At 41.3% G+C, this 21,209-nt stretch carries 23 protein-coding genes and 3 tRNA genes; 7 read left to right on the forward strand and 19 right to left on the reverse strand.

Annotation, left to right across the window (positions count from 1 at the left end):
• Nucleotides 1–8 precede the first annotated feature (8 nt).
• Both M3I01_RS09860 and M3I01_RS09865 read right to left on the reverse strand, forming a co-directional pair.
• Complete coding sequence (locus tag M3I01_RS09860; protein WP_255895679.1) at nucleotides 9–2,468, reverse strand: ABC transporter permease; 2,460 nt, start codon at nucleotides 2,466–2,468, stop codon at nucleotides 9–11.
• Entirely contained in the window at nucleotides 2,465–3,148 is a 684-nt protein-coding gene (locus M3I01_RS09865) for an ABC transporter ATP-binding protein (protein WP_255895681.1), read from the reverse strand. The genes M3I01_RS09860 and M3I01_RS09865 overlap by 4 nt, the downstream gene beginning before the upstream one ends.
• Before the next feature lie 26 nt (nucleotides 3,149–3,174).
• Here M3I01_RS09865 and M3I01_RS09870 point away from each other — a divergent pair, with 26 nt between their 5' ends.
• The 3 genes from M3I01_RS09870 to M3I01_RS09880 are packed head-to-tail and all read left to right on the forward strand — an operon-like array spanning nucleotide 3,175 to nucleotide 5,484.
• Entirely contained in the window at nucleotides 3,175–3,804 is a 630-nt protein-coding gene (locus M3I01_RS09870) for an arylesterase (protein ID WP_255895682.1), read from the forward strand.
• A 19-nt stretch (nucleotides 3,805–3,823) separates the two neighbouring features.
• Nucleotides 3,824–4,762 carry a D-2-hydroxyacid dehydrogenase gene (locus M3I01_RS09875; RefSeq protein ID WP_255895683.1) on the forward strand — a complete coding sequence of 313 codons (939 nt, stop codon included), beginning with the start codon at nucleotides 3,824–3,826 and terminating at the stop codon, nucleotides 4,760–4,762.
• Complete coding sequence (locus M3I01_RS09880) at nucleotides 4,759–5,484, forward strand: pseudouridine synthase (protein ID WP_255895684.1); 726 nt, start codon at nucleotides 4,759–4,761, stop codon at nucleotides 5,482–5,484. Before M3I01_RS09875 ends, M3I01_RS09880 begins: the two co-directional genes overlap by 4 nt.
• A 4-nt stretch (nucleotides 5,485–5,488) precedes the next feature.
• Here the strand turns inward: M3I01_RS09880 and M3I01_RS09885 are convergent, their stop codons facing one another.
• A complete protein-coding gene (locus M3I01_RS09885; protein ID WP_255895686.1) occupies nucleotides 5,489–5,995 on the reverse strand; it encodes a GNAT family N-acetyltransferase in 507 nt (168 codons plus the stop codon).
• Between the two features lie 147 nt (nucleotides 5,996–6,142).
• Between M3I01_RS09885 and yciH the strand changes: the two genes are divergently transcribed.
• The 3 genes from yciH (at nucleotide 6,143) to M3I01_RS09900 (ending at nucleotide 8,118) form a co-directional block, all read left to right on the forward strand.
• The gene (gene yciH / locus M3I01_RS09890; RefSeq protein ID WP_176335391.1) at nucleotides 6,143–6,487 is read left to right on the forward strand and encodes a stress response translation initiation inhibitor YciH; all 345 of its coding nucleotides are present in this window, start codon (nucleotides 6,143–6,145) and stop codon (nucleotides 6,485–6,487) included.
• A 178-nt stretch (nucleotides 6,488–6,665) separates the two neighbouring features.
• The gene (locus tag M3I01_RS09895; RefSeq protein WP_255895688.1) at nucleotides 6,666–7,676 is read left to right on the forward strand and encodes a GGDEF domain-containing protein; all 1,011 of its coding nucleotides are present in this window, start codon (nucleotides 6,666–6,668) and stop codon (nucleotides 7,674–7,676) included.
• 25 nt (nucleotides 7,677–7,701) lie between these two features.
• Nucleotides 7,702–8,118 carry an acyl-CoA thioesterase gene (locus M3I01_RS09900; RefSeq protein WP_255895689.1) on the forward strand — a complete coding sequence of 139 codons (417 nt, stop codon included), beginning with the start codon at nucleotides 7,702–7,704 and terminating at the stop codon, nucleotides 8,116–8,118.
• A gap of 189 nt (nucleotides 8,119–8,307) precedes the next feature.
• On the opposite strand, the gene M3I01_RS09905 is transcribed toward M3I01_RS09900, so the two are convergent.
• From M3I01_RS09905 to M3I01_RS09920, 4 genes are all read right to left on the reverse strand, one after another.
• A complete protein-coding gene (locus tag M3I01_RS09905) occupies nucleotides 8,308–9,243 on the reverse strand; it encodes a sterol desaturase family protein (protein ID WP_255895691.1) in 936 nt (311 codons plus the stop codon).
• Nucleotides 9,244–9,315: 72 nt separating this feature from the next.
• Nucleotides 9,316–10,341 (reverse strand): DUF2804 domain-containing protein, encoded by a 1,026-nt coding sequence (locus tag M3I01_RS09910; RefSeq protein WP_255895692.1) that lies wholly within the window; start codon nucleotides 10,339–10,341, stop codon nucleotides 9,316–9,318.
• Nucleotides 10,342–10,824: 483 nt separating this feature from the next.
• A tRNA-Ser gene (locus tag M3I01_RS09915) sits at nucleotides 10,825–10,912 on the reverse strand.
• 88 nt (nucleotides 10,913–11,000) lie between these two features.
• Nucleotides 11,001–11,255, reverse strand: a complete 255-nt coding sequence (locus M3I01_RS09920; protein WP_255895693.1) for a nitroreductase family protein — start codon at nucleotides 11,253–11,255, stop codon at nucleotides 11,001–11,003.
• An 89-nt stretch (nucleotides 11,256–11,344) separates the two neighbouring features.
• Here M3I01_RS09920 and M3I01_RS09925 point away from each other — a divergent pair, with 89 nt between their 5' ends.
• Nucleotides 11,345–12,862 carry a coiled-coil domain-containing protein gene (locus M3I01_RS09925; RefSeq protein ID WP_255895694.1) on the forward strand — a complete coding sequence of 506 codons (1,518 nt, stop codon included), beginning with the start codon at nucleotides 11,345–11,347 and terminating at the stop codon, nucleotides 12,860–12,862.
• An 18-nt stretch (nucleotides 12,863–12,880) separates the two neighbouring features.
• Here the strand turns inward: M3I01_RS09925 and nadA are convergent, their stop codons facing one another.
• The 12 genes from nadA to ruvC all read right to left on the reverse strand — a co-directional run bounded on the left by nadA (nucleotide 12,881) and on the right by ruvC (nucleotide 21,088).
• On the reverse strand, nucleotides 12,881–13,930 hold the full coding sequence (nadA, locus tag M3I01_RS09930) for a quinolinate synthase NadA (protein WP_255895695.1): 1,050 nt from the start codon (nucleotides 13,928–13,930) through the stop codon (nucleotides 12,881–12,883).
• A gap of 42 nt (nucleotides 13,931–13,972) precedes the next feature.
• Nucleotides 13,973–14,048: transfer RNA gene (locus M3I01_RS09935), tRNA-Lys, on the reverse strand.
• A 27-nt stretch (nucleotides 14,049–14,075) separates the two neighbouring features.
• A tRNA-Lys gene (locus M3I01_RS09940) sits at nucleotides 14,076–14,151 on the reverse strand.
• A 41-nt stretch (nucleotides 14,152–14,192) separates the two neighbouring features.
• Nucleotides 14,193–14,954 carry a tol-pal system protein YbgF gene (ybgF, locus tag M3I01_RS09945; protein WP_255895696.1) on the reverse strand — a complete coding sequence of 254 codons (762 nt, stop codon included), beginning with the start codon at nucleotides 14,952–14,954 and terminating at the stop codon, nucleotides 14,193–14,195.
• 14 nt (nucleotides 14,955–14,968) lie between these two features.
• On the reverse strand, nucleotides 14,969–15,538 hold the full coding sequence (pal, locus tag M3I01_RS09950) for a peptidoglycan-associated lipoprotein Pal (protein ID WP_176335386.1): 570 nt from the start codon (nucleotides 15,536–15,538) through the stop codon (nucleotides 14,969–14,971).
• Between the two features lie 19 nt (nucleotides 15,539–15,557).
• Entirely contained in the window at nucleotides 15,558–16,856 is a 1,299-nt protein-coding gene (gene tolB, locus M3I01_RS09955) for a Tol-Pal system beta propeller repeat protein TolB (RefSeq protein WP_255895698.1), read from the reverse strand.
• Nucleotides 16,856–17,716 carry a TonB family protein gene (locus M3I01_RS09960; RefSeq protein ID WP_255895700.1) on the reverse strand — a complete coding sequence of 287 codons (861 nt, stop codon included), beginning with the start codon at nucleotides 17,714–17,716 and terminating at the stop codon, nucleotides 16,856–16,858. Before M3I01_RS09960 ends, tolB begins: the two co-directional genes overlap by 1 nt.
• 80 nt (nucleotides 17,717–17,796) lie before the next feature.
• Nucleotides 17,797–18,225, reverse strand: a complete 429-nt coding sequence (tolR, locus tag M3I01_RS09965) for a protein TolR (RefSeq protein WP_255895701.1) — start codon at nucleotides 18,223–18,225, stop codon at nucleotides 17,797–17,799.
• Nucleotides 18,225–18,905: a protein TolQ gene (tolQ, locus tag M3I01_RS09970; protein ID WP_112138697.1), complete on the reverse strand. Its 681-nt coding sequence runs from the start codon at nucleotides 18,903–18,905 to the stop codon at nucleotides 18,225–18,227. The genes tolR and tolQ overlap by 1 nt, the downstream gene beginning before the upstream one ends.
• A gap of 9 nt (nucleotides 18,906–18,914) precedes the next feature.
• Nucleotides 18,915–19,928, reverse strand: coding sequence for a Holliday junction branch migration DNA helicase RuvB (ruvB, locus tag M3I01_RS09975; protein WP_275565057.1), 1,014 nt, complete (start codon nucleotides 19,926–19,928; stop codon nucleotides 18,915–18,917).
• A 3-nt stretch (nucleotides 19,929–19,931) separates the two neighbouring features.
• A complete protein-coding gene (gene ruvA, locus M3I01_RS09980; protein ID WP_255895703.1) occupies nucleotides 19,932–20,534 on the reverse strand; it encodes a Holliday junction branch migration protein RuvA in 603 nt (200 codons plus the stop codon).
• Nucleotides 20,531–21,088 (reverse strand): crossover junction endodeoxyribonuclease RuvC, encoded by a 558-nt coding sequence (gene ruvC / locus M3I01_RS09985; protein WP_255895705.1) that lies wholly within the window; start codon nucleotides 21,086–21,088, stop codon nucleotides 20,531–20,533. Before ruvC ends, ruvA begins: the two co-directional genes overlap by 4 nt.
• Nucleotides 21,089–21,209 lie beyond the last annotated feature (121 nt).

Raw genomic sequence — 21,209 nt, forward strand, 5'->3', positions numbered from 1 at the left:
AAAGTGCTTTATAGCCTACGCAACAAAAGCATAGGTGGCACTTTTAACACAGTCCTGCTGGCAAATACACCAATGCTTGAAATGACACAGACTCCAATTAAAGGACCAAATAACCATAACAACGGATGAAAACTGGCATCCGCGTTAAACACAAAGACCTGCAATCCGTACAAACAGGTTTCTGCACCAATGGCCGCGATAAGACCAGAAAAAAAGCCAAGAGCGCCAAACTCAACAAACAAGGCTTGTCGAACTAATGCGCTTTTTGCCCCTAATACTCTCAATAATGCTCCCTCTTCTAGCCTCTCTTCTAACGTTGATCGTACACTTGCTAATAAAACCAAAGCGCCAGCACTTAGAATGCATAATAAAACAAGCTGAATTGCTTGGGACAACTGACCAATTATGGTCTGTATTTGTTTTAAAATATCACCCACATTTAGAATCGATACTGTTGGAAATGCCGACATGGCCTTGTAAAAAGATTGTGCCTTAGACTCTTCAATAAACAAGCTACTAACAAAGTTAGCAGGATAGCCTTCCAAAATGCTCTTTGGCAAAATGAGATAAAAGTTTGGCTGCATTGACCCCCAATCCACCGTACGCACTGAGGTGATGGGGAGTGTCACGATATTGCCGCCAATATTTATCGTCAGCTTATCACCCAGTGTGAGGTTGGCTTCTTCTGCCACTCTTTGCTCAATAGAAAGGCCTTCAGCAGTAAAATTCCCAGAAACTAATTCATTACCCTTACCAAGTGAATCGGCCCATGTGAGATTAAGCTCACGTTCATACAGTTCTGGTTCGCCCTTTTCGTTAGGATAAAGCGCCTGAACCGTTTTGCCGTTTGCCGCCGTGACGCGACCACGAACCATAGGATACCAATCTGATTTTTGAACATTAAGTTTGCTTGTCTCGTCATTTATTTGGTCAATTTGGTTGGCTTGAACATTGAACAAATAATGGTTTGGCGCGTCTTCTGGCAGTTGCTGTTGCCAATCGGCAATGAGGCTAGACTTCACACCAATTAGGATAAGCGTCAGCATGATAATTAATGTGAATACTAAGAGCTGAAATAAGTTTGGGACCAACCTTCTGTACAAAGAGGCAAGGCCAATTTGCCATCCGCTGGTGGCACCTGATGTGAGGGAACGGCCAAGTTTAAAGGCAATCCAGCCAATACCTGCAACTAACAGTGCAATGCCAAATATGGCGGCTGTCATGATGCTTGGCAGTAAAAAACCTTTTGTATAAACACACATCAACCCGTACATACCAAGAAAGCCGATGAGATAAATGACAAAGGTGTTTAGTTCAATTTTTGCATTGGGCTGCAATACGGATAACGGAGATATTTTGATGAGATGAGACATAAGAGGTAGACAAAATGCCAGCATTGAAATTAACCCCGTCGTTGCCCCCAACCACAAGCGGCTTATTGATGGTTCGGGTAATGTGGTCGACATTAGCCCTGATAGCAAAGAGGCTATGATTTCTTGTATGCCCCAACCAATTGCCAAACCAATCAAAGCTCCGACTAAAAATAAAGTAAAGAGCTGCTGAAAAAAAACCTTACCTAGCAGTTTTGGGGTGGCGCCTAGCGTTTTTAGAATAGCCACCTGCATCAAATGGCGTTTGACAAAACGAGCGGATGCCAGAGCCATAGCAACACCTGACATCACAACAGCCAAAGTACCGGCTAGCAACAGAAAAGACTCCGCTCGGCCGATGGTATCGCCTATTCTTTCACCTCGTTGTGTTGGGGTTTGCCAACGCTGTCCTTCATTTAATTGGGGGGTTATCCATGTTTCATATTGACCAAGTGCGTCTCGATTACCTGCCAATAATAATGAATAGCGAATACGGCTGCCGGGGATAATGACATTTGTTGCTGCCAGATCCGCCATGTTCATTACAGCACGAGGCGAAATGGCAAAAGCAGATGTACTTGAACCTGGGTCGCGTACCAAGTACTTCGTCAAAGTGAACGTCGCATCACCCACCTCAACTTGGTCTCCAAGCTCAATATTTAATAAACTGGCAAGACGAGATGACGCCCAGATTTCACCTTGCTGTGGCGCCTCTGTCGATCTTTGTCCGGTGCCAAATAAAGTGTCGTCAACGAGATAAGCACCTTTAAGCGGGTAGCCTTCACTTACCGCGCTCAATTGCGATAATTGGAGCGAGTCACCTGCAAACATCATAGTGGTGAAAGACGTTCTTTGTGCGTACTGTAAAGCGAGTTCGTCTGCTCTTAAGGTCCATTCCGCCGGAATGGTATCGTCTGAGCGAACCAAACGATCGGCGGCAAGTAAATTAGCAGACTCTTGCTCAAAGGAAAGTTGTAGGCGATCAATAAACAAACCAATAGAGGTGACTGTGCTCACCGAAATGATCAACGCAAGTAAGAGCGTAAGCAAATCTCCACTGCGAAGGTCGCGTAGCATTAAACGAAAGGTAAAACTCATAGTGTTTTTTCCGTCAGTTGGCCTGAAGACATGACCAATTGACGGTCGCACATTTTAGCAAGTTCGTTATTATGCGTCACCATAACCAACGTCGTGCCTTGAGATTGATTCAGGTCAAACAACAGCTTGATAATCAGGTTGCCGTTTTCCTCATCAAGATTTCCAGTTGGCTCATCGGCGAATAATACCTTGGGGTTAGACGCAAACGCTCTAGCAATGGCGACACGCTGCTGTTCTCCGCCAGAAAGCTGATTGGGGTAATGCGTTAATCGATGTGACAAACCTACTTTTTCGAGCAATACTTCTGCTTTCTTGCGAGCGTCTTTATCTCCTTTAAGTTCGGCTGGCAACATCACATTTTCAATGGCTTGAAGGCTAGGTAGAAGATGAAAAGACTGAAATACGAAACCAACATACTGTCCTCGAACTAAGGCTCTTTGCTCTTCTGTTTGGCTAGAAAACGGGTTGTCATAAAGAAAAATTTCACCGGAGGTATTCACATCCAATCCAGCCAGTAAGCCTAATAAAGTTGATTTTCCGGAACCGGATGATCCAACAATAGCAACAGACTCACTTTCCTTGATTTCCATATTAATTCCTTTCAATATGGTCAAATTCCCTGTATTCGAAGTCACTGTGTGGGTTAAATTAGATACTTTAATCGCGGTGTTTCTAGGCATGGTGATTTACTCTAAAAAGGTTTGATATGTTGTTAAAAATACAATTGAAAAAATTCTTTACAATAGTAACGTTGCTTTCTATTAGCACCTTTGCTTCCGCGTCAACATTGCTTGTTATGGGTGATAGCCTCAGTGCGGCTTATAACTTACGACAACAAGAGGGCTGGGTAAGTTTACTTGAAAATCAACTTTCTCAATCAAACCCTGACATTTCGGTTATAAATGCCAGTGTCAGTGGCGAAACTACGCAAGGTGGTCTGTCTCGATTTAGCGCTCTTTTAGCAACTCACAGGCCAAATTGGGTTGTATTGGAGTTAGGTGCTAACGATGCTTTACGAGGCTATCCTTTAAATCAGACCACCATTAATCTTGAAAAAATGATAGAGCAAGCTCACCAAGAAAACGTCGTTGTATTGTTGGTTGGTAATCAAATTCCGCAAAATTACGGCAAACGTTATACGCAAATGTTCTTTAACTTATATAAGGACATAGCGAGCAAGTACAACGTTGCCTACTTGCCTTTTATGCTTAAGGGCGTCGCTTTAAACAAAGATTTAATGCAAAACGATGGGCTGCACCCTAATAAAGAAGGTCAGCCAATAGTGCTGCAAAATATTCTGCCCTACTTACAGCCATTATTAGATAGTATTAAGTAGATCGAAATAAGGAAAATAGATGAAAGCGGTTTTTTTAGACAGGGGTTCGTTCCCAAAAAACATAAATATTGAACTGCCAACACACATCAGTGACGTTGTTGAATATGACAAGACAAGACCTGATCAAGTTGCAGAACGTATTAAAGACGCGAATATCGTCCTTACAAACAAAGCCATTGTAAGTGCAGAAGTCATAAGTGGTGCTTCAAAATTACAACTTATTCAAGTCATGGCTACGGGTACAAACAATGTAGATAAAGAAGCTTGCACAAGCCGCGGCATTACCGTCCAAAATGTAGCTGATTACTCTACTATTAGCGTTCCTGAGCATACGTTTGCGATGTTGCTAGCGCTTCGAAGAAACTTAACGTCTTACATAAGCGATGTGAAGTCGGGCAAATGGGCGGATTCAACGCATTTTTGCTTTCTCGATTACCCTATTCAAGACCTTTCTGGTACGACAATGATGATCATTGGCGGCGGTACGTTAGGAAAAAGAGTCGCTGATATCGCTCGGGCGTTTGGCATGACCGTGATATTTGCTGATCGTAAGGGAGCACCAGCGACCAGAGCGGGTTATGTAGACTTTCAAGAGGCGTTAAAAACGGCTGACGTAATAAGTATTAATTGCCCATTAACAGACGAAACTAAAGGCCTTATTAGCGACACTGAATTTTCTTTGATGAAGCCGAGTTGTTTGTTATTGAACATTAGTCGTGGTGGTATTGTTGATGAACATGCGCTTGTGAACGCCTTCGAAAATAACACCCTTGCAGGCGCCGCGTTTGATGTTGCTACACAAGAGCCCATGCCGCTAAATCATCCTTTACAGGCTCTTGCTAAGCGGCCTAATTTTTTACTTACGCCTCATATTGCATGGGCAAGTAATGAGGCTATGCAGACCTTGGTGAATATTGCGATGGACAAAATAGCGGCTTTTATAGATAAGCTTAAATGACACTAGATATTTTATTTCAAGATGAACATTTGGTTGCCGTAAATAAACCGGCAGGCTTACTTGTACACAGAACATATTTGGCGAAAGACGAAGAGGATGCGGTAGTTCAAAGGTTACGAGATCAGACAGGTAAATGGGTTTTTCCTGTTCATCGGCTTGATAGAGGAACCTCTGGTGTATTGATCATGGCTTTTAATCCAGAGGTAGCAAGATTGCTTTCGACTCAGTTTGCAGAGTCAAAAACACAGAAAACTTATCATTGTTTAGTGCGAGGCTTTTGTGACGAGGCAGGCGTCATTGATTATCCTTTAGCAAAGCTCAATGAACAAAAAGGTCGTTCTCGCTTTAAGATAGAAGGAACAGAAAAAGACGCAGAAACCCGATTTACTCGATTGGAGCAGTATCAACTTCCCGTAGCGGTTAGCCGATATGACAGCATGCGGTTGAGTTGGGTGGAAGTAAGGCCAAAACAAGGTCGAAAACATCAAATTCGCCGGCACTTTAAACATTTATTAAACCCACTTGTGGGCGACTCCTGTTATGGTTGCCGCCATATTAATAAAGTGGCAAAAAGCATTTGGCCTGATGATTTTAGATTGATGCTTCATGCCTCAAACCTTCAATTCAACCACCCAATTACAGGTCAAATGATGACGCTAAAAGCCGATTTTAGTGACAAAATAGTTAACATTCTAAATAGCTTGGAACTTTATAAAATTTGATTATTCAGACAAAGCTGTCTGACCATCGATAAACCCAACAGTCGTGAACTTTAGATTCTAAATTAATAGCGTCTTTTTGAACTTCATTTATTTGAAAGCCGCAAGATAGAAGGACTTGTATTGACGCTTTGTTATGATCTGCCACTTGAGCATAAACATTTCTCACGCCGTTACTGGCCCAAACGAGTAGTAAATTTTTTAGTACATACTGAGCTATGCCTTTATTTGTAAAATTTTTAGCTATTCTGTATGACACTTCCAATGACAGATTTTCATTGTCTAAAATTTGACCATTGAAACGCCCAATCAAAACATTATTCGGCAAATACACTAAATACTGAACTCGCTTAAGGTGCTTCTGAAGCAAGCGTTTTAAGTAAATTTCTGTTTGTTGACGTAGCATTTGTTTTGGTAGAAATTGAGAGAACCAGCCTCTATTACGAAACTCAAAAAGTAAAATATTTCTAAGGTCAGCTTCTGTGGCTTGTCGAATTATAAGTGTACTTTTCATGGGCTGATTTGTACTTTTAAACTAGTAATACTATGAGCTTAGTGTAGATAGCAATGAAATGCTGAATAATGTACTTTTTTCTCTCAATCACATTAGTTCAAGTGATAAAATACTCTGTTTAAATACATGGCAGAGGCACCATAGCCCATGAAGAACCGAAATATAGTTTATTCAACAGATCAGGGGCGACTTTGCCCGAATTGTGAGTCCCCTATTTCAGACTGTCAATGCAAAAATGAGCAGATTGTTGGTGATGGTAAAGTACTCATTAGTCTTGAGACAAAAGGCCGTAAAGGAAAAGGCGTGACGGTTATCAAAGGCCTTCCAATGACGAATGAGGACCTCAAAGTGTTTGGGAAAAAATTAAAAACACAATGCGGCACCGGTGGCGCTGTAAAGGATGGGCAGATTGAAATCCAAGGAGATAGTCGCCAGAAAATTAAAGAATTACTCGAAAAAGCTGGATTTTCTAGTAAATTCTCGGGGCGCTAATGGCTATTAGAAACTAATAGCTTTATTATATTTTGTTTTCAAAAACAGTAATATGCAACTAAGCTACATAAGATATGGAACGGTAACTTTATCGAGCTTCTAGGTATTTTTATTAAGCATGCACTACCACTAACGAAATGGAACGTCTTAGAGGTTAAAAAATGCGACAGGGGGTTCAGTGTTCCAACATAATATCAAACAAGCTAATCAGCTAATGCGATCAGCGATTCCACTTATGGTGAAGCTAGATATCCCCCCTACTCCTTATAACTATGGGATATGGTATGAATACGCTTCAAATAAGAATCCAAGGCTTAATCAAGTAGTCGATCGCGCTCTGCGTCGATTTGGTAGCTTGCCTGCCTTCGTATCAAAAGAACTTTTCCATGAATTTTTATTGCCTGAAGAGCATAAACATACCCAACGTCAGGGCTCAGCATTAAAAAATCTAACGACGAGTTTAGGTGATGAAACGACAACAGTCTCAAGTGAACTTGCAAAGTTTAATCGTACACTTCGTGATACAAAAAAAGCGTTAAAAAATGCTAACGATGTAACTCAAATAGAACAAGTTGCTCTTTTGTTAGACCAAGGCACTTTCAAAGCAAATCAAGCAATCGAGACTTTTAGCCGTTCCCTTTTTGCCGCTCAAGAAGAACTTGCAACACTCCGAGCACAACTTTCTGACGCTAAGAAGAACACAGAGCTCGATGCAATGACGTTGCTTGCAAATGAAAAAGGTTTTGAACGATCATTATTTACATTAATTCCTCATGCCGAAGATGATTTAACCTTGCTTCTCATTGATATTGATGACCTTGGTGAGATCAATCAAGAATATGGCAAGAAGGCAGGTACATCTTTAATTCGGTATGTTGCCAAACTACTGTTGGGACAGTTACCTGAAAATGGTTTTATTGCGCGCCTGAATGGCGGCCGGTTTGCTATGTTACTCAGTGAGACTGAATTAGGTATTGCCTCTCAATTAGCGGAGTCTTTACGAAACGACGTCTCAAATCAGAAGATACGTTATAAAAATACGAAAGTTCTGTTACGCCAAATAACAGTGTCTGTAGGTGTAGCAACCTTGTTTGGGGATGAGAGCCCTACGGAATTGGTCGAACGAGCACAACACTATTTATTGTATGCAAAGCGATCTGGAAAAAATCGTATTGCGCACCATGAATAAAAAGCATTAGGTTTAAGGTATTGTCATGAAAAACAATTTAGATCAATTGAATTGCACTTCTTTTGAGGTTCGAGACTATGAGTGTGATTTGCAAGGAATTGTGAATAATGCGGTGTATCAAAATTATTTAGAGCATGCCAGGCATCAATTTATTAAGTCTCGTGGATTAGATTTTTCTGAAATCACACAGCAAGGTATACAGCTAGTATTAATAAAGGCAGAACTTGAATACAAACGCTCTTTACAGAGCGGAGATCATTTCTATGTTCAAACACGCATAGAAAGAACTTCAAAGTTGAAGCTAACATTCTACCAAAAAGTGTATCGAACTCGTGATGAGCAGCTGATGCTTAATGCAATAATGACAGTGACATCTACCACTAAAGAAGGTCGCCCTATCGTTTTTGAACAAGCCGCTCTTTTGCTTGATAATAAAGCTTAAACTTTGAATACATAAATCAAATTTCAGACATAAAAACCGTTTTGTTTGACGCGGTTTTTATGTCTGATTAGCGTTAAGGGGCATGCGGTCAACTCAATGCCTAGAAAACTGGCCCCATACCACCACGATATCCTCCGTTTGTTAAAGCTGTAGTGTGCATAGGGTATACACCCTACTAAACGACTGGAATTACTGCTTTGTCCCCGTTTTTTCTATGCCAGAACTTTCCATGCTAGCGTCTTCTGTATGCCGCTCATGCTTATCTGTATCTTGAGTACTCGGTGGCGCGAATAAGATTCTTAGTCGCGTCATTAATCCTAAGTTAGCGCTCGATACGTCAGCAAACATGTCGCGCCATTCGCTTAACGCCACCTTGATGGGGTTAAAGCTGTTCACAGGTTTAGTGATGCCGTATTCCACGGTTTCAACTTCTTGTGCATAGGTGCCAAACAGGCGATCCCAGATGATCAAAATGCCGGCGTAGTTCTTATCTATGTATTGTGGGTTACGACCATGGTGAACTCTGTGGTGAGATGGCGTATTGATTATCCACTCCAATGGCCCTAAAGATTTCACTGCCTGAGTGTGAACAAAGAACTGCAACCCTAGGTTTAGCAGCACTACAAATATCACCCAATTAGGATCAAACCCTATAATCACTAAAGGCATCCAAAATACCCACATACCAGCTAATGGATACATTAACGATTGCCTAAACGCTGTACTAAAATTCATGATTTCTGAGCTGTGATGCACTACGTGAGCCGCCCACATCCAACGAACTCTATGACTTGCGCGGTGGAACCAGTAATAGCAAAAGTCTTGCGCTACCATTAAGATTAAAAATGTATGCCAATTCATTTCAACATCAAACAAGCGCCAATCAAATATGGCTAAATACACGCTAGCAATCAACAGACCTGTGAGTAAATCAGCTCCTTGGTGCATACCCGCTAATACAAAATTACATGCGACTTCCGCTGGGCGATATTTGGCGTTTTTAGGTAATTTATTACCTCTGTCACCCCAGTACCATTCCAATAAAATACACACAAAAAATAGTGGTGCTAGCGCTAGCAATAGCAGTTCGGGGTGTTCGACTAAGGTCGAGAAGCTAAAATCCATTATCTTTATCCATAGTAGTTATTCTTATTATTTGGTTTTTTTACTTTATTCGATTTAATTTGCACTCAACAATTACCACTTAGCAAAATGATCCTCTGTAAGCCCAAGATGGTTACTTAAGTGATAGAGCCGCCCATTTCCATCAATGATATCGCCACTGAAATAGCCAATATTTTGTCTGAAATTACTCTTAAGAAAACCAAGGTTTATTTTCTCTTTACGGCAATTTAGCGCTCTAAAGGTTAAATCGACTCTGCCGTCCAAGGTGCTAATTTTCCAATAATCAGGGCTAATTTGCCGGTTAAGCTCAAAGTTAGCGGGGCCAAGAAAGTGACGTTCACCGTTGATCCACATGACATTTTCGCTGTTACCCGTTTCATTTACGCCAGCGGCTAAATTCAGCCCCAGCTTTCCCTGTGGTAATTTCGCATTAATACTAGCCCAGCGCCAACTGGTTTCTCTGCGCATAAAGCCGGCTGAAAAATCATAACTGGCCAGTGCAAGATTTAAGGGCTGGGGTTCATCTTTAATGGTGAGTTTCCCATGTACGGATAACGCATTGTGCTTTTGAGTGTAAGTCCAGCCGCTGTAGCCCGTTGGCGTGCACATGCTCATGGGCAAGCTTAATACAGGTGGGGTAAGACTAAGCTCGGCTTGAATATCAGCAGAATCGATGCTGAGCTGCCATTGGTCGTCATGCATGGTGAACTCAATACGATTTTTAGAAAACTTGATGTTAGTGGAGCCAAATTTAGGCGATGGTGCCATCTTGTAGCCTATGGAAAACGGCTTTAAAGATTTTATTTCCGTTAATTGATTTTTTTCAACGTCATAGAAATAGCAAAAACTGCTGCCCACATAGCGGATCCCCGCTATGGCTACGCCAATAATGTACCTTGGCGTTATGATGCTAACAAACTGAAATTGCTTGTAGTCAAAATGTTTTTTAAGCCATGACGCCCGCTTGTCCATCTCATCAAAATAAACAAACTGCTTAACCCCTAGGGATTCTGGAATACCATCAAACTGACCATACAGAGCCTGCCCTTCGGCATTAATAATGTTGGCAGGGGCGAGCTGTGGTAACAGAGGTTGCATATAAGGCCCATGTAAAGATTTAAAAACGTAGCATTAACTTAAAGTATTAACCCTATATGTCAATTAAGACTTTATGAATATAGTGAATCCAAATTATTATGACAAAGATACGACGGTAACAAACCTTGGATTTATGCTTTATAGGCTTGAAAAGCAGGACCCCTTTGGGGCATCTGCAAAAACGGAGATTTCTATCTTAAAAGAAAAAGCGAATAAGGCCTGGAGTGTTAAATCAACAAGAGCAAGACTAAGCACTAAAAAGATAGAAATTTCTTTGAAGACTTACGAGTCTGCTTCAGGGTGTTTCTAAAAAATTGTCAAAAAGCAAGACTGTTGTTTTAAAGGAGCTACTTGAGAATGAACTCAAGCATATAGAGACTGAAAAGCAGACATAAAAAAACCAGTTAGAAGATAATCCAACTGGTTTTCTATTGATGTACAATTTCCAGAAACACCCTGTAATGCATGATTCTAGAGGGATAATGGCGGTGAGCAAGAGATTCGAACTCTTGATGCCTTACGACATACACGCTTTCCAGGCGTGCTCCTTCGGCCACTCGGACAGCTCACCAAAATATACGCTCTGCGTAATTTGTGTCGCGTATTTTAGAGATCAAGACTTTAGATTGCAACTGATTTTGTAAAATAAAGCTTAAGAATTAATCTCTTACCCATTCTAAGTGATTTCCTAAATCAATCTCAGGAATCGATGACGATTTTTCTTTTGGTGTACCAACATAAATCAGACCAACAATTTGGTCAGTTTCTTCTAAAGAAAGTAGTTCTTTGGTTTTTTGAGTAAAGCACGCCGGACCGCTACGCCAGATAGCACCATAACCAAGAGCACTTAAACCAAGTAGAACTTGTTGAGTGGCGGCCGATACAGCCATCACTTGTTCTATTTCCGTTAACATTAAAATGGGCTGCAGGTTGAGATAACAATTTTCTATGGTTTAATGGTAATGGAAATTGCATCTATTATCTCGGGGTCTAGGAGTTTTTTATGTCTAAGTGGTTAGTTTGGACTCTACTTGAGTTAAGCACTTTTCTTTTGTTGGCCAACTTCATTTTTTTATGGCTATCTCATTCCCTTCGTAAAAAAAATCAAGAGGTTAAGGCTGGCGCCCAGCAACAGGAAGGATCTGCTTCGGGTATCGGAATCGATAGTGAACCTAAAAGCTATAAAGGCTTGGCGCATTATTTAGATTTACAAATCAATTTCGCTGCCGCTTCTCTTATTCCGGGAAAAGTAAATCAACACGAAATAAATGGGTTAAAAATTTGGGGGACTGTACTTAAGGCAGAAAGAGCGATTTTACTTAACCAAACTAGCGAAAATCCAAAGCCAATTTTAAATAAGTTTTTATCAGACTTGCTCTATGCTTTATCTGCTCCAAAGCTACAAAACACTAGCGCTGATGAGCTGAATCAAAACTTAGAAGAAATGAAAGCAGAATTTTACCAAACAACGGAGCTGCTAATAACAAAGGAATCTTTATCTAAAAGCCAATTTTCACTTAATGAAGATTTACGTGAAAATATAGATCGAGCGAAAAAACGCATTAAGCAACTGGATATTAAAAAGCTTGAGCATAAGCGTTTAGAGACAGAAGTTTTTGAGCTAACGAAAAAAATCAAGCATTTAGAAAAAAATCAAGCAGAAAGTGATAGAAATTTTTCTGAATTCAATTTGCAGGCTCCCACTGTTCAAAGGCAAGATAAACAAGTTCGTAGCACCTCATTTAAGCAAATATCAGGCTTAAGTAATTTATCCGAACGCCAGAAAATGGTTATTGATCAGCTTAAAATTCAAATAGATAAAGCGAATAAAAATAACAACTCACAAGGTGCTGTTGAGGCTCAAAGAGTTGCTATTGCCAAAATGGAGCGTATGTCGGAAGAGTCTCAAAGCCTAATTTTACAGCTTGATAGTGAACTTGAGACATCCAGCTTGTCTATTTCGTCATTAAGACAGGATATCAGTGCGAAAGATGCAAAGCTGGCTGAAATGGAAAGACAACTGATTCAAAGCAATGAAACGGCTATAGGAAATCTTCAAACTCTCAGCGCAAATAAGAAAGAGACTCTGATCTCTCTTCGTGATGATTTGAACTCAGCACTTGAAAATATGTCGACGGATAGCCTTATAGAGCAAGACAAGGACACCAAAATGCTCGAGCGTTTATTACAGGAGTCTGAAACTTGCGTCACTTTATTGGCACAAGAACTAGAAACGGCAGAAGATACAAATCACCACCTAAGAGAAAAGGTCGAAGCTCTTATGCCTGATGGAAAGGATTCATCATCAAGTTTATCTAAGCCTCTTCTAGAGCAAAGAGAAAGAAACAAAGGTTTAGCACTGCAGACCACAGAGCTTAAGGAAAAACTAATGAATGTAGCATCAAGTAAAGATTACCAAGAACTGAGAGTAGTGTATAACAAGAAGAGCCTTGAATGTGATCGATTACAACTTGCATTCTCTGATTTGGAAATGAAATATTTAGGGACACTAAGCAATTAGTTATCCCTAAATTTAGTTTTAATTATTCTTTTTGAAATTAAGCATTCGCTGTAATGGAATAAGTGCTTTTAATCTAGTCTCTTCTGGGATATGAATCTCCCCTGAACCATCTCTAAGCGAATTACGCAGCATCTCTAGGCTATTTAGTGCCATCCAAGGGCAATGCGCACAACTTCTGCAACTTGCACCTGAGCCTGCTGTTGGGGCCTCAATGAAGCGTTTTTTTGGGGAGGCTTGCTTCATTTTATAAAAAATCCCCCTATCCGTTGCGACAATAAAGGTTTCATTTGGCATATTCTTCGTGGCATTCAGTAACTGCGACGTTGAACCTACAACATCTGCAATCTCAACCACTGACTCAGGCGATTCAGGATGAACAAGAATAGCAGCATTAGGATAGACCGTTTTTAAGTCTAGAATTCCTTTGGCTTTAAACTCCTCATGGACAATACAGGCACCATCCCAAAGAATCATATCCGCACCTGTTTCTCGCTGGATATAACCACCTAGGTGCTGATCCGGTGCCCAAATGATCTTCTCGCCCTGCTCAACAAGGTGTTCGACAACGTCTAGCGCAATACTGGATGTAACAACCCAATCAGCGCGAGCCTTAACGGCCGCAGAAGTGTTTGCATACACAACCACTTTTCTCTCAGGGTATTGATCACAAAAAGCAGAAAACTCATCAATCGGACAACCGATGTCTAATGAGCATGTAGCTTCTAAGGTTGGCATTAGAATAGTTTTTTCTGGGCTCAATATTTTTGCGGTTTCACCCATGAATTTAACACCTGCAACCACTAAAGTATCAGCGTCATGGTTTGCCCCAAAGCGAGCCATCTCCAAGGAATCGGCGATTACTCCGCCTGTTTCTTCGGCTAATTCTTGAATGGCATCTTCTGTATAATAGTGTGCTACTAAGACTGCATTTTTTTGTTTCAGCAAAAATTTGATTTCAGTACGAATTTCTTCATTGTCGATAGACTTTATTTCAAGGCTTTTTTCAGCTTCCGATAGATACTTTTGTACAGTATCTCGAAGTGCTGCTTTATTGAAAAGTTCGGACATATCATTACCCCTTAAGAAACTGGGAGCGGAATGAGTGTTTTTTGGTGGGTCGTACTGGATTCGAACCAGTGACCAATTGATTAAAAGTCAACTGCTCTACCAACTGAGCTAACGACCCAAAAATCACAAAAGGAATAAAATACGTTGGTGGGTCGTACTGGATTCGAACCAGTGACCAATTGATTAAAAGTCAACTGCTCTACCAACTGAGCTAACGACCCAACGGGTTGCGTATAATACAGAACCCGTTGAGGAATACAAGCTATTTAATTTTACTTAAATACCCAGCAGATAGCTTAGCGGCCTTGCTCTCGGGGAAACGTCTAATGACATCTTGTAAATAAGATTTAGCCTTGACCGTGTCGCCAAGTTGGTCGCTGACAGTTCCTAACTTATACAATGAGTCTTGCTCTTTACCATGCCCTGGGAAATTTTGGAGAACAATAGAAAATGCCTCTATTGCTTCTCTAGGTTTTCCCTGAACCAACTTAACTTCTCCTAGCCAATAATAGCCATTACCCGTTAATGAGTTGTTTGGGAAATTATTAACAAACTTAGCAAATGCTATTTCAGCCTCGTCAAATTTCCTCTGACGAATTAAATTATAAGCATCATTATAAGATTGCTGAGATTGCTCTGTTGGTGGCTGTAAATTGACGGGAGCCAAAGGCGAGGCTATTAATGCATTCACTTTTTTGGCTGGTGTCTGAATTATGGGTTGCTCTGTCTTTGCTGTTGGGGCAGATATGTATTTTGGCTCACTTACAGAGGCCGACATAAGCAAAGATATGCGTTTATCGAGATCAATGTAACGGTCTCTTTGGCTCTGCTTCATTAACCTTAATTCATGCCCTTGCTCTTCTAATTGACCTCGAAGGCTTTGAACCTCTTGTTGAAGTGTATCCAATTGGAAAAGTAAGTCCGCAGCAGCATTTGGTGAAAGACCGCTGCTTACTTTCTGAATATCGGCTAATGCAAGTGGCGCTGTAAAACACAGCGCCACTGCAAAAGAGCGAATTTTCACGTCTTTATAGATCATTATTCGTAACGAACTTCTACTCGACGGTTTAACTGCCAAGCGTTGCTATCATGACCAAAGGCAACAGGAACTTCTTCACCAAAGCTTACTGTTTCAATTTGAGACGCTGCTACGCCTTGGATAGTCAAATAACGGCTGATTGCCTTAGCTCGACGCTCACCAAGAGCCATGTTGTATTCACGAGTACCGCGCTCATCAGCATGACCTTCTAATACGATACGCGCATCAGGATTCGATACAAGATGCTCAGCATGTTTCGCTAGAGCTTCACGAGACTCTGGACGTACAATTGATTTATCAAAATCAAAGTAAAATACAGTTTGCACGCCTGCTAAAGAGTCCATGCTAGCTTTTTCAGTTGCTGCTGCGTCATCAACAATAACGCTTGTTAAAGCACCCTCTTCACCAGCACCAAATGCTTGATCAGAATCTTCAGTTGCTTGTTCTGTTGAATTAGCATCTTCAGCAACAGTTGAAGAATCAGTATCCGTTGCTGTTGTGCTACAACCTACAATCCAAGCTGCAGATAATCCAATTACAGCAATCTTACCTAGTTTATTTACACTCATTATTCACTCCTCAATGTCTTTATTTGAAATACGGGGACCAAGATGGTTCACGCACATCACCCTCTGCCGATGGTAACCTATATTTTACAAGCCCATCAACGGATACTACCGATAAGATACCCTTTCCTTGATAGGTTGTGGCATACATCACCATGCTACCATTTGGCGCAATGCTTGGCGATTCGTCTAAGTAAGTCTCTGTGAGAACTTGAACTCGGCCTGTTTTCATATCCTGTAGCGCAATATGATAGTTGCCATCGTTCTTTTGAACCGTCACAAGGTATCGGCCATCAGGCGTCATTCTTGCTCTGGTATTTAGATCACCTTCAAAAGTAACCCTCTCAACACGCTTACTACTTACATCCAACCGATATATTTGCGGATTTCCGCCACGATCAGATGTGAATACAATTCCCTTACCATCTGGTTCCCAGCTTGGTTCGGTGTCTATAGCATAATGATTTGTCATGCGCTCAAGTTTTTGAGTCGCAATGTTTAAAGTATAAATTTCTGGGTTATTATCTTTAGACAATACCAATGCTAATTTTTTACCATCTGGCGACCATGCTGGCGCACCATTTAACCCTCTGAATTGCGCAATCTGCTGACGCTTGCCTGTCGCTAGCTCTTGAATGAAGATGTTCGGGCGACGGTTTCTAAACATGACATAAGCTATATTTCGTCCGTCCCCACTCCACGATGGAGATAATATAGGCTCTTTAGATTCTACTACGACCTGAGGCCTATGCCCGTCAGCATCGGCAACTTGCAGTTTAAACAAAGGGGCTTTTTTATCGCCTTCAGCAGTAACATATAATATTCTTGTGCTGAATGCCCCTCTTGTTCCTGTTAGTAGTTCGTAAACTTTGTCACTAATGTAATGCGCAGCGTCCCTAAAGTTTCTTGAGCTAACGTCAATAGAGCTGTGTTTTTGAACAGGTTTTTGGCTTAAAACATTTAACAGCTCAAAGCCAATGCGATACTGATTGTTGGGCAGCTTTTGAACACTGCCGATGACAACATAATCACTTTTTAAAAGGCGCCAATCTCTATAGAAAACATCCGCTTCTTTTGATGGCATGCTTAACATATTAGACCGCGGTACTGGCTGAAACAAGCCACTTCTTGCCAAGTCATTTTCTACAATTTGTGCTATATCTTCAGGTAACGCTTCAAAGCCGTCATACCCAAAAGGTACCACGGCAATAGGAAGCAACTGGTCAGCGCCACTCGTTATTTCAATGACTAATTGAGCTTTAGCTGAACTTAAAAATATCAAGCAAGTGAAAATAACACTCAACCATTTTTTAAACATCATTAATTTCTCAAATCCTGCGGGTTAAAAATTAAATCTATCTGACGAAAGTTTCTTTCAAAAATATAAGAGTCAACTGTTGCTAACTCTTCAATACGTCTTACCTTATAAACTGCATCAACGGCCCTTTGATCAAACAAAGCATCACCACTACTTTTAGTAACCTGAGCATTCATAACTTCACCGTTCGGTAAGAAATAAATACGTAACTGAGCTATCATATTATTACGTGCATTTGGTGGACGAATCCACGCAGATGTCACTCTATTATTAATCAAACTACTAATAGATTGCACCATTTGAGCTTCTTCTGCAGCACGTTTCTTTGCTTCTTCTGCAGCAGCTTGCGCAGCTTCTTTTTCCGCTTTTTTCTGTTCCGCTAATCTTGCTGCTTCTTCCTGACGCTTACGCTCTTCTACAGCCATACGCTCTGCTTCAGCTTTACGGATCAGTTCTTTACTCAGTTGCTCTTTAACCTCGGCCTCTTTTGCTAAGCGCTTTTTGTCTGCCACTTGCTCCAATCGCTTTTTCTCAGTTTCTTGTGCTATACGCTTTTGCTCCGCGTCACGTTTTTTTTCGTTGGATTTCTGCAATGCTTCGGCTGCTTTTTCTTTTATCTGCTTCGCTTGAGCGACTTTTTTTTGTTTGTCTTCTAGGGCTTTACGTTCTGCTTCTTTCTTTTGATTTTGTTCAGCTTCTCTTCTCTTTTTTTCAGATAAAGCTGCCTGCTGTTGTTTGGCGGCCTTTTCTTCAGATTCTCGCTTACCAATTATTGTCTGAGAGATATCAATAACCGTTGCATTGACAATATGCGGCCTTTTAGGTTGCTGAGGGGCATTATCACTAAAATCAATAACAACCACGCCAGCGACAATGATACTAAGGTGCAAACCCACTGCTAGCAAGATTGGAATGCTGTAATTTTCACTGCGCAACCACTTCATTAATTTCTATCCGGCTCTGTCACTAGTCCTACGTTCGGAACTCCTGCGCCTTGTAGAGCAACCATTAATCCAATGACATCGCCATAAGGGACATTTCTATCACCTCTGACTAATACAGACGTCTTCGGATTTTGGCTCAATACCTTTCTGACTCTATCTTGTAGTTTTGCTAATGCTATTGATTCCTGCTTGCCGCCGACATCCAAATAGAACTTACCTTTTGAATCTACCGAGGCAATCATTACGTCGTTTTCACTGTCTTGTATTGGAGACGCGCTGGCATTAGGGAGCTCCACATCAACACCTTGAGTAAGCATAGGGGCAGTTATCATAAAAATAACCAGCAACACCAGCATTACGTCAATGTAAGGGACAACATTTATTTCAGCCATTGGGCGACGTTTATTTCTTCTTCTAGGGCGAGCCACTATACAGCGCCTCCCTCTCTAACATGTACCTTGCGGTGTAAGATACTAGTGAATTCATCAGCGAAGTTTTCATAGCTTGAACCCAGAGATTCAGCGGTCGAAGAAAAACGGTTGTAAGCTATAACCGCAGGAATGGCGGCTGCTAGCCCTATCGCTGTCGCTATAAGTGCTTCGGCAATACCAGGTGCAACGGCAGCTAGTGTTGCTTGTTGCACTTCGGCTAGCCCAATAAATGAATGCATGATTCCCCAAACGGTACCAAACAAACCTATATAAGGGCTCGTTGAACCAACAGTTGCTAAGAACGGGAGATGTTGGTCCAGTTTTTCCTCTTCTCGATACAGCGCTACTCGCATTGCTCTTTGTACGCCATCCATAATGGCGTCAGGATCAACATTTTGGCTCTGTCTTAATCGAGTAAATTCTTTGATTCCTGATGTGAAAATATTCTCCATACCTTCCACTTTTCGACCTTCTTGCGTGAGCTTACGATACAGCTGACTAAGATCGATACCAGACCAAAAGCTTTCCTCAAATGCAGCACGAACTTTTTTCGCTTCTTTTAAAACTCGAATTCTCTGAAATATTGCAATCCATGAAAAAATGGAAGCAGCTAGTAATATCAACATAACAAGTTGAACAACAAAACTAGCACTGGCGATAAGACCCCAAATTGACATTAGTAACCTCTATTTAAAATCTGAAGGTAGTTGATAATTAAAATGTTCATATGCACGCTTTGTAACCTGACGACCTCTTGGTGTCCTGATTATAAAACCCTGCTGAATCAAAAATGGCTCAATGACATCTTCGATCGTATCTTTGTCTTCACCTAGCGCAGCAGAAACGCTATCCAGTCCAACCGGTCTTCCGTCGAACTTTTCTATCATAGTCAATAACATACGTCTATCTAAATGATCAAAACCTTGACTATCTACACTTAACATATCCAATGCACTTCGAGCAACAGCTTGCCCTACAAGCACCTCACCTCTTACTTGTGCCACGTCTCTCACTCTTCGGAGCAACCTATTTGCTATTCTGGGTGTTCCTCGTGACCTTCTTGCCACTTCAAAACAACCTGGCTGATCGAGTTCCATGCCCATTTTTCCCGCAGAGCGAGCCACAATAGTGGTTAAAGATGCAACGTCATAGAATTCTAATCGTTGAACAATGCCAAAGCGGTCACGTAGAGGCGAGGTTAATAATCCCGCTCGCGTTGTTGCTCCGACAAGTGTAAATGGCGGGAGTTCAATTTTTATCGATCTCGCTGCCGGGCCTTCACCAATCATAATGTCGAGTTGGTAATCCTCCATTGCGGGATAAAGCACCTCTTCAATGGCTGGGCTTAATCTGTGTATCTCATCGATAAAAAGGATATCGCCTTCATTTAGATTTGTTAGTAAAGCAGCAAGGTCGCCAGCCCTTTCTAATACAGGGCCTGAAGTTGTTCTCACATCCGCACCCATTTCGTTACCTATGATATGAGCAAGTGTTGTCTTGCCCAATCCTGGAGGGCCAAAGATTAAAGTATGATCCAATGGCTCATTTCGCTGTCTAGCCGCCTCAATAAAAATTTCCATCTGCTCTCTAACAACGGGTTGGCCTATGTACTCAGACAGTGCTTGTGGCCGTATTGCTCGATCCACTTGTCGATCATTACCTTTAAGTTCAGCAGAAATAATACGATCTTGTTCAATCATGCTTTATTTCCTTAGCATCCCTTTCAAAGCGGCCTTAATAACGTCTTCACTATTGGCTGAATCCATTGGCACACCAGCAATCGCCTTGGCGGCTTCTTGCGGTTTGTAACCAAGAGATATGAGAGCGGCTTCAGCCTCTTGCCTAGGGTCTGCTTGTACTTGACGTAATACGGTAGGCGTAGAGAACAAATCATTTTTTGCAGCTTGTCCAAGCTTGTCTCGCAATTCAATAATAAGGCGCTCAGCAGTCTTCTTGCCAACCCCTGGAATCCGCGTAAGCGCGTCTACGTCTGATTCTTGGACATTTGTAATAAGTTCTTCAGAAGACATACTAGATAAAACAGCCAATGCCATTTTAGGCCCAATACCGTTTACCTTTATTAAAACACGAAATAAAGCGCGTTCATTTTTATTAATGAAACCATAAAGAGTATGGGAATCTTCTTTTACTAAAAAATGGGTAAAGAGTGTTACTTGACCGCCAACTTGAGGCAAATCATAAATAGTCGTCATCGATGCGCTAATTTCATACCCTATACCAGCCACATCAACCAATAGTTCAGGTGGTGTTTTTTCTACCAAGGTGCCGACAATTCGTCCGATCACAACGCTTTCCTTACATCTTGTTCTGTCCAGCGCTTAGATGAGCGCCCTGCTCGCTTACCGACACCATATTCTAGCCCGCCGGATGTTCGAGTATTAGCATGACACAAAGCAATCGCTAAAGCATCTGCTGCATCCGCTTGAGGTTTAGAGGATAAACTTAATAACAACTGTACCATTGTCTGAACTTGTGTTTTATCTGCGTTGCCATTCCCAACAACAGATTGCTTGACTCGTCTGGCCGCGTATTCATAGACAAAAAGCTCTTGAAGAGAAGCTGCCACAATAGCCGCGCCTCTTGCTTGACCAAGCTTTAAAGCAGAATTCGCATTTTTGGCTAAAAAAACTTCCTCGATAGCAAACTCATTTGGTTCATATTCATCGAGCAAAGCAGAAACGTTATTGAAGATATGTTTAAGTCTAACGGACAGCGCCTCATCTGGTAGTCGAATGCAGCCACTGTTGACATAAATGGACTTGCCATTTAATACATCAATAATCCCAAAACCCGTAATTCGAGAGCCTGGATCAATCGCTAAAATTCTAGTCTTAACCATGCTTCTTCTGTGCCCTTTATGATTACTGTATATTTCAACAGTCCTTTAACAAGTATGCAATGGCAATCTATAAAAAAGGCCGCGAATAAGCGGCCTTTTACGATTTACTTTCAATTTTGTA

Source organism: Marinomonas maritima (genome assembly GCF_024435075.2).
Lineage (GTDB): Bacteria > Pseudomonadota > Gammaproteobacteria > Pseudomonadales > Marinomonadaceae > Marinomonas > Marinomonas maritima.

Coding starts and splice junctions, on each gene's coding strand:
- M3I01_RS09925 (WP_255895694.1), top strand. CDS start 11,345: ATGTCTAAGTGGTTAGTTTGGACTCTACTTGAGTTAAGCACTTTTCTT.
- tolB (WP_255895698.1), bottom strand. CDS start 16,856: ATGATGTTTAAAAAATGGTTGAGTGTTATTTTCACTTGCTTGATATTT.
- M3I01_RS09900 (WP_255895689.1), top strand. CDS start 7,702: ATGAAAAACAATTTAGATCAATTGAATTGCACTTCTTTTGAGGTTCGA.
- M3I01_RS09905 (WP_255895691.1), bottom strand. CDS start 9,243: ATGGATTTTAGCTTCTCGACCTTAGTCGAACACCCCGAACTGCTATTG.
- ruvB (WP_275565057.1), bottom strand. CDS start 19,928: ATGATTGAACAAGATCGTATTATTTCTGCTGAACTTAAAGGTAATGAT.
- M3I01_RS09920 (WP_255895693.1), bottom strand. CDS start 11,255: ATGTTAACGGAAATAGAACAAGTGATGGCTGTATCGGCCGCCACTCAA.
- ruvC (WP_255895705.1), bottom strand. CDS start 21,088: ATGGTTAAGACTAGAATTTTAGCGATTGATCCAGGCTCTCGAATTACG.
- nadA (WP_255895695.1), bottom strand. CDS start 13,930: ATGTCCGAACTTTTCAATAAAGCAGCACTTCGAGATACTGTACAAAAG.
- M3I01_RS09870 (WP_255895682.1), top strand. CDS start 3,175: ATGTTGTTAAAAATACAATTGAAAAAATTCTTTACAATAGTAACGTTG.
- M3I01_RS09885 (WP_255895686.1), bottom strand. CDS start 5,995: ATGAAAAGTACACTTATAATTCGACAAGCCACAGAAGCTGACCTTAGA.
- M3I01_RS09910 (WP_255895692.1), bottom strand. CDS start 10,341: ATGCAACCTCTGTTACCACAGCTCGCCCCTGCCAACATTATTAATGCC.
- M3I01_RS09880 (WP_255895684.1), top strand. CDS start 4,759: ATGACACTAGATATTTTATTTCAAGATGAACATTTGGTTGCCGTAAAT.
- yciH (WP_176335391.1), top strand. CDS start 6,143: ATGAAGAACCGAAATATAGTTTATTCAACAGATCAGGGGCGACTTTGC.
- tolQ (WP_112138697.1), bottom strand. CDS start 18,905: ATGTCAATTTGGGGTCTTATCGCCAGTGCTAGTTTTGTTGTTCAACTT.
- M3I01_RS09860 (WP_255895679.1), bottom strand. CDS start 2,468: ATGAGTTTTACCTTTCGTTTAATGCTACGCGACCTTCGCAGTGGAGAT.
- pal (WP_176335386.1), bottom strand. CDS start 15,538: ATGAGTGTAAATAAACTAGGTAAGATTGCTGTAATTGGATTATCTGCA.
- M3I01_RS09865 (WP_255895681.1), bottom strand. CDS start 3,148: ATGCCTAGAAACACCGCGATTAAAGTATCTAATTTAACCCACACAGTG.
- M3I01_RS09875 (WP_255895683.1), top strand. CDS start 3,824: ATGAAAGCGGTTTTTTTAGACAGGGGTTCGTTCCCAAAAAACATAAAT.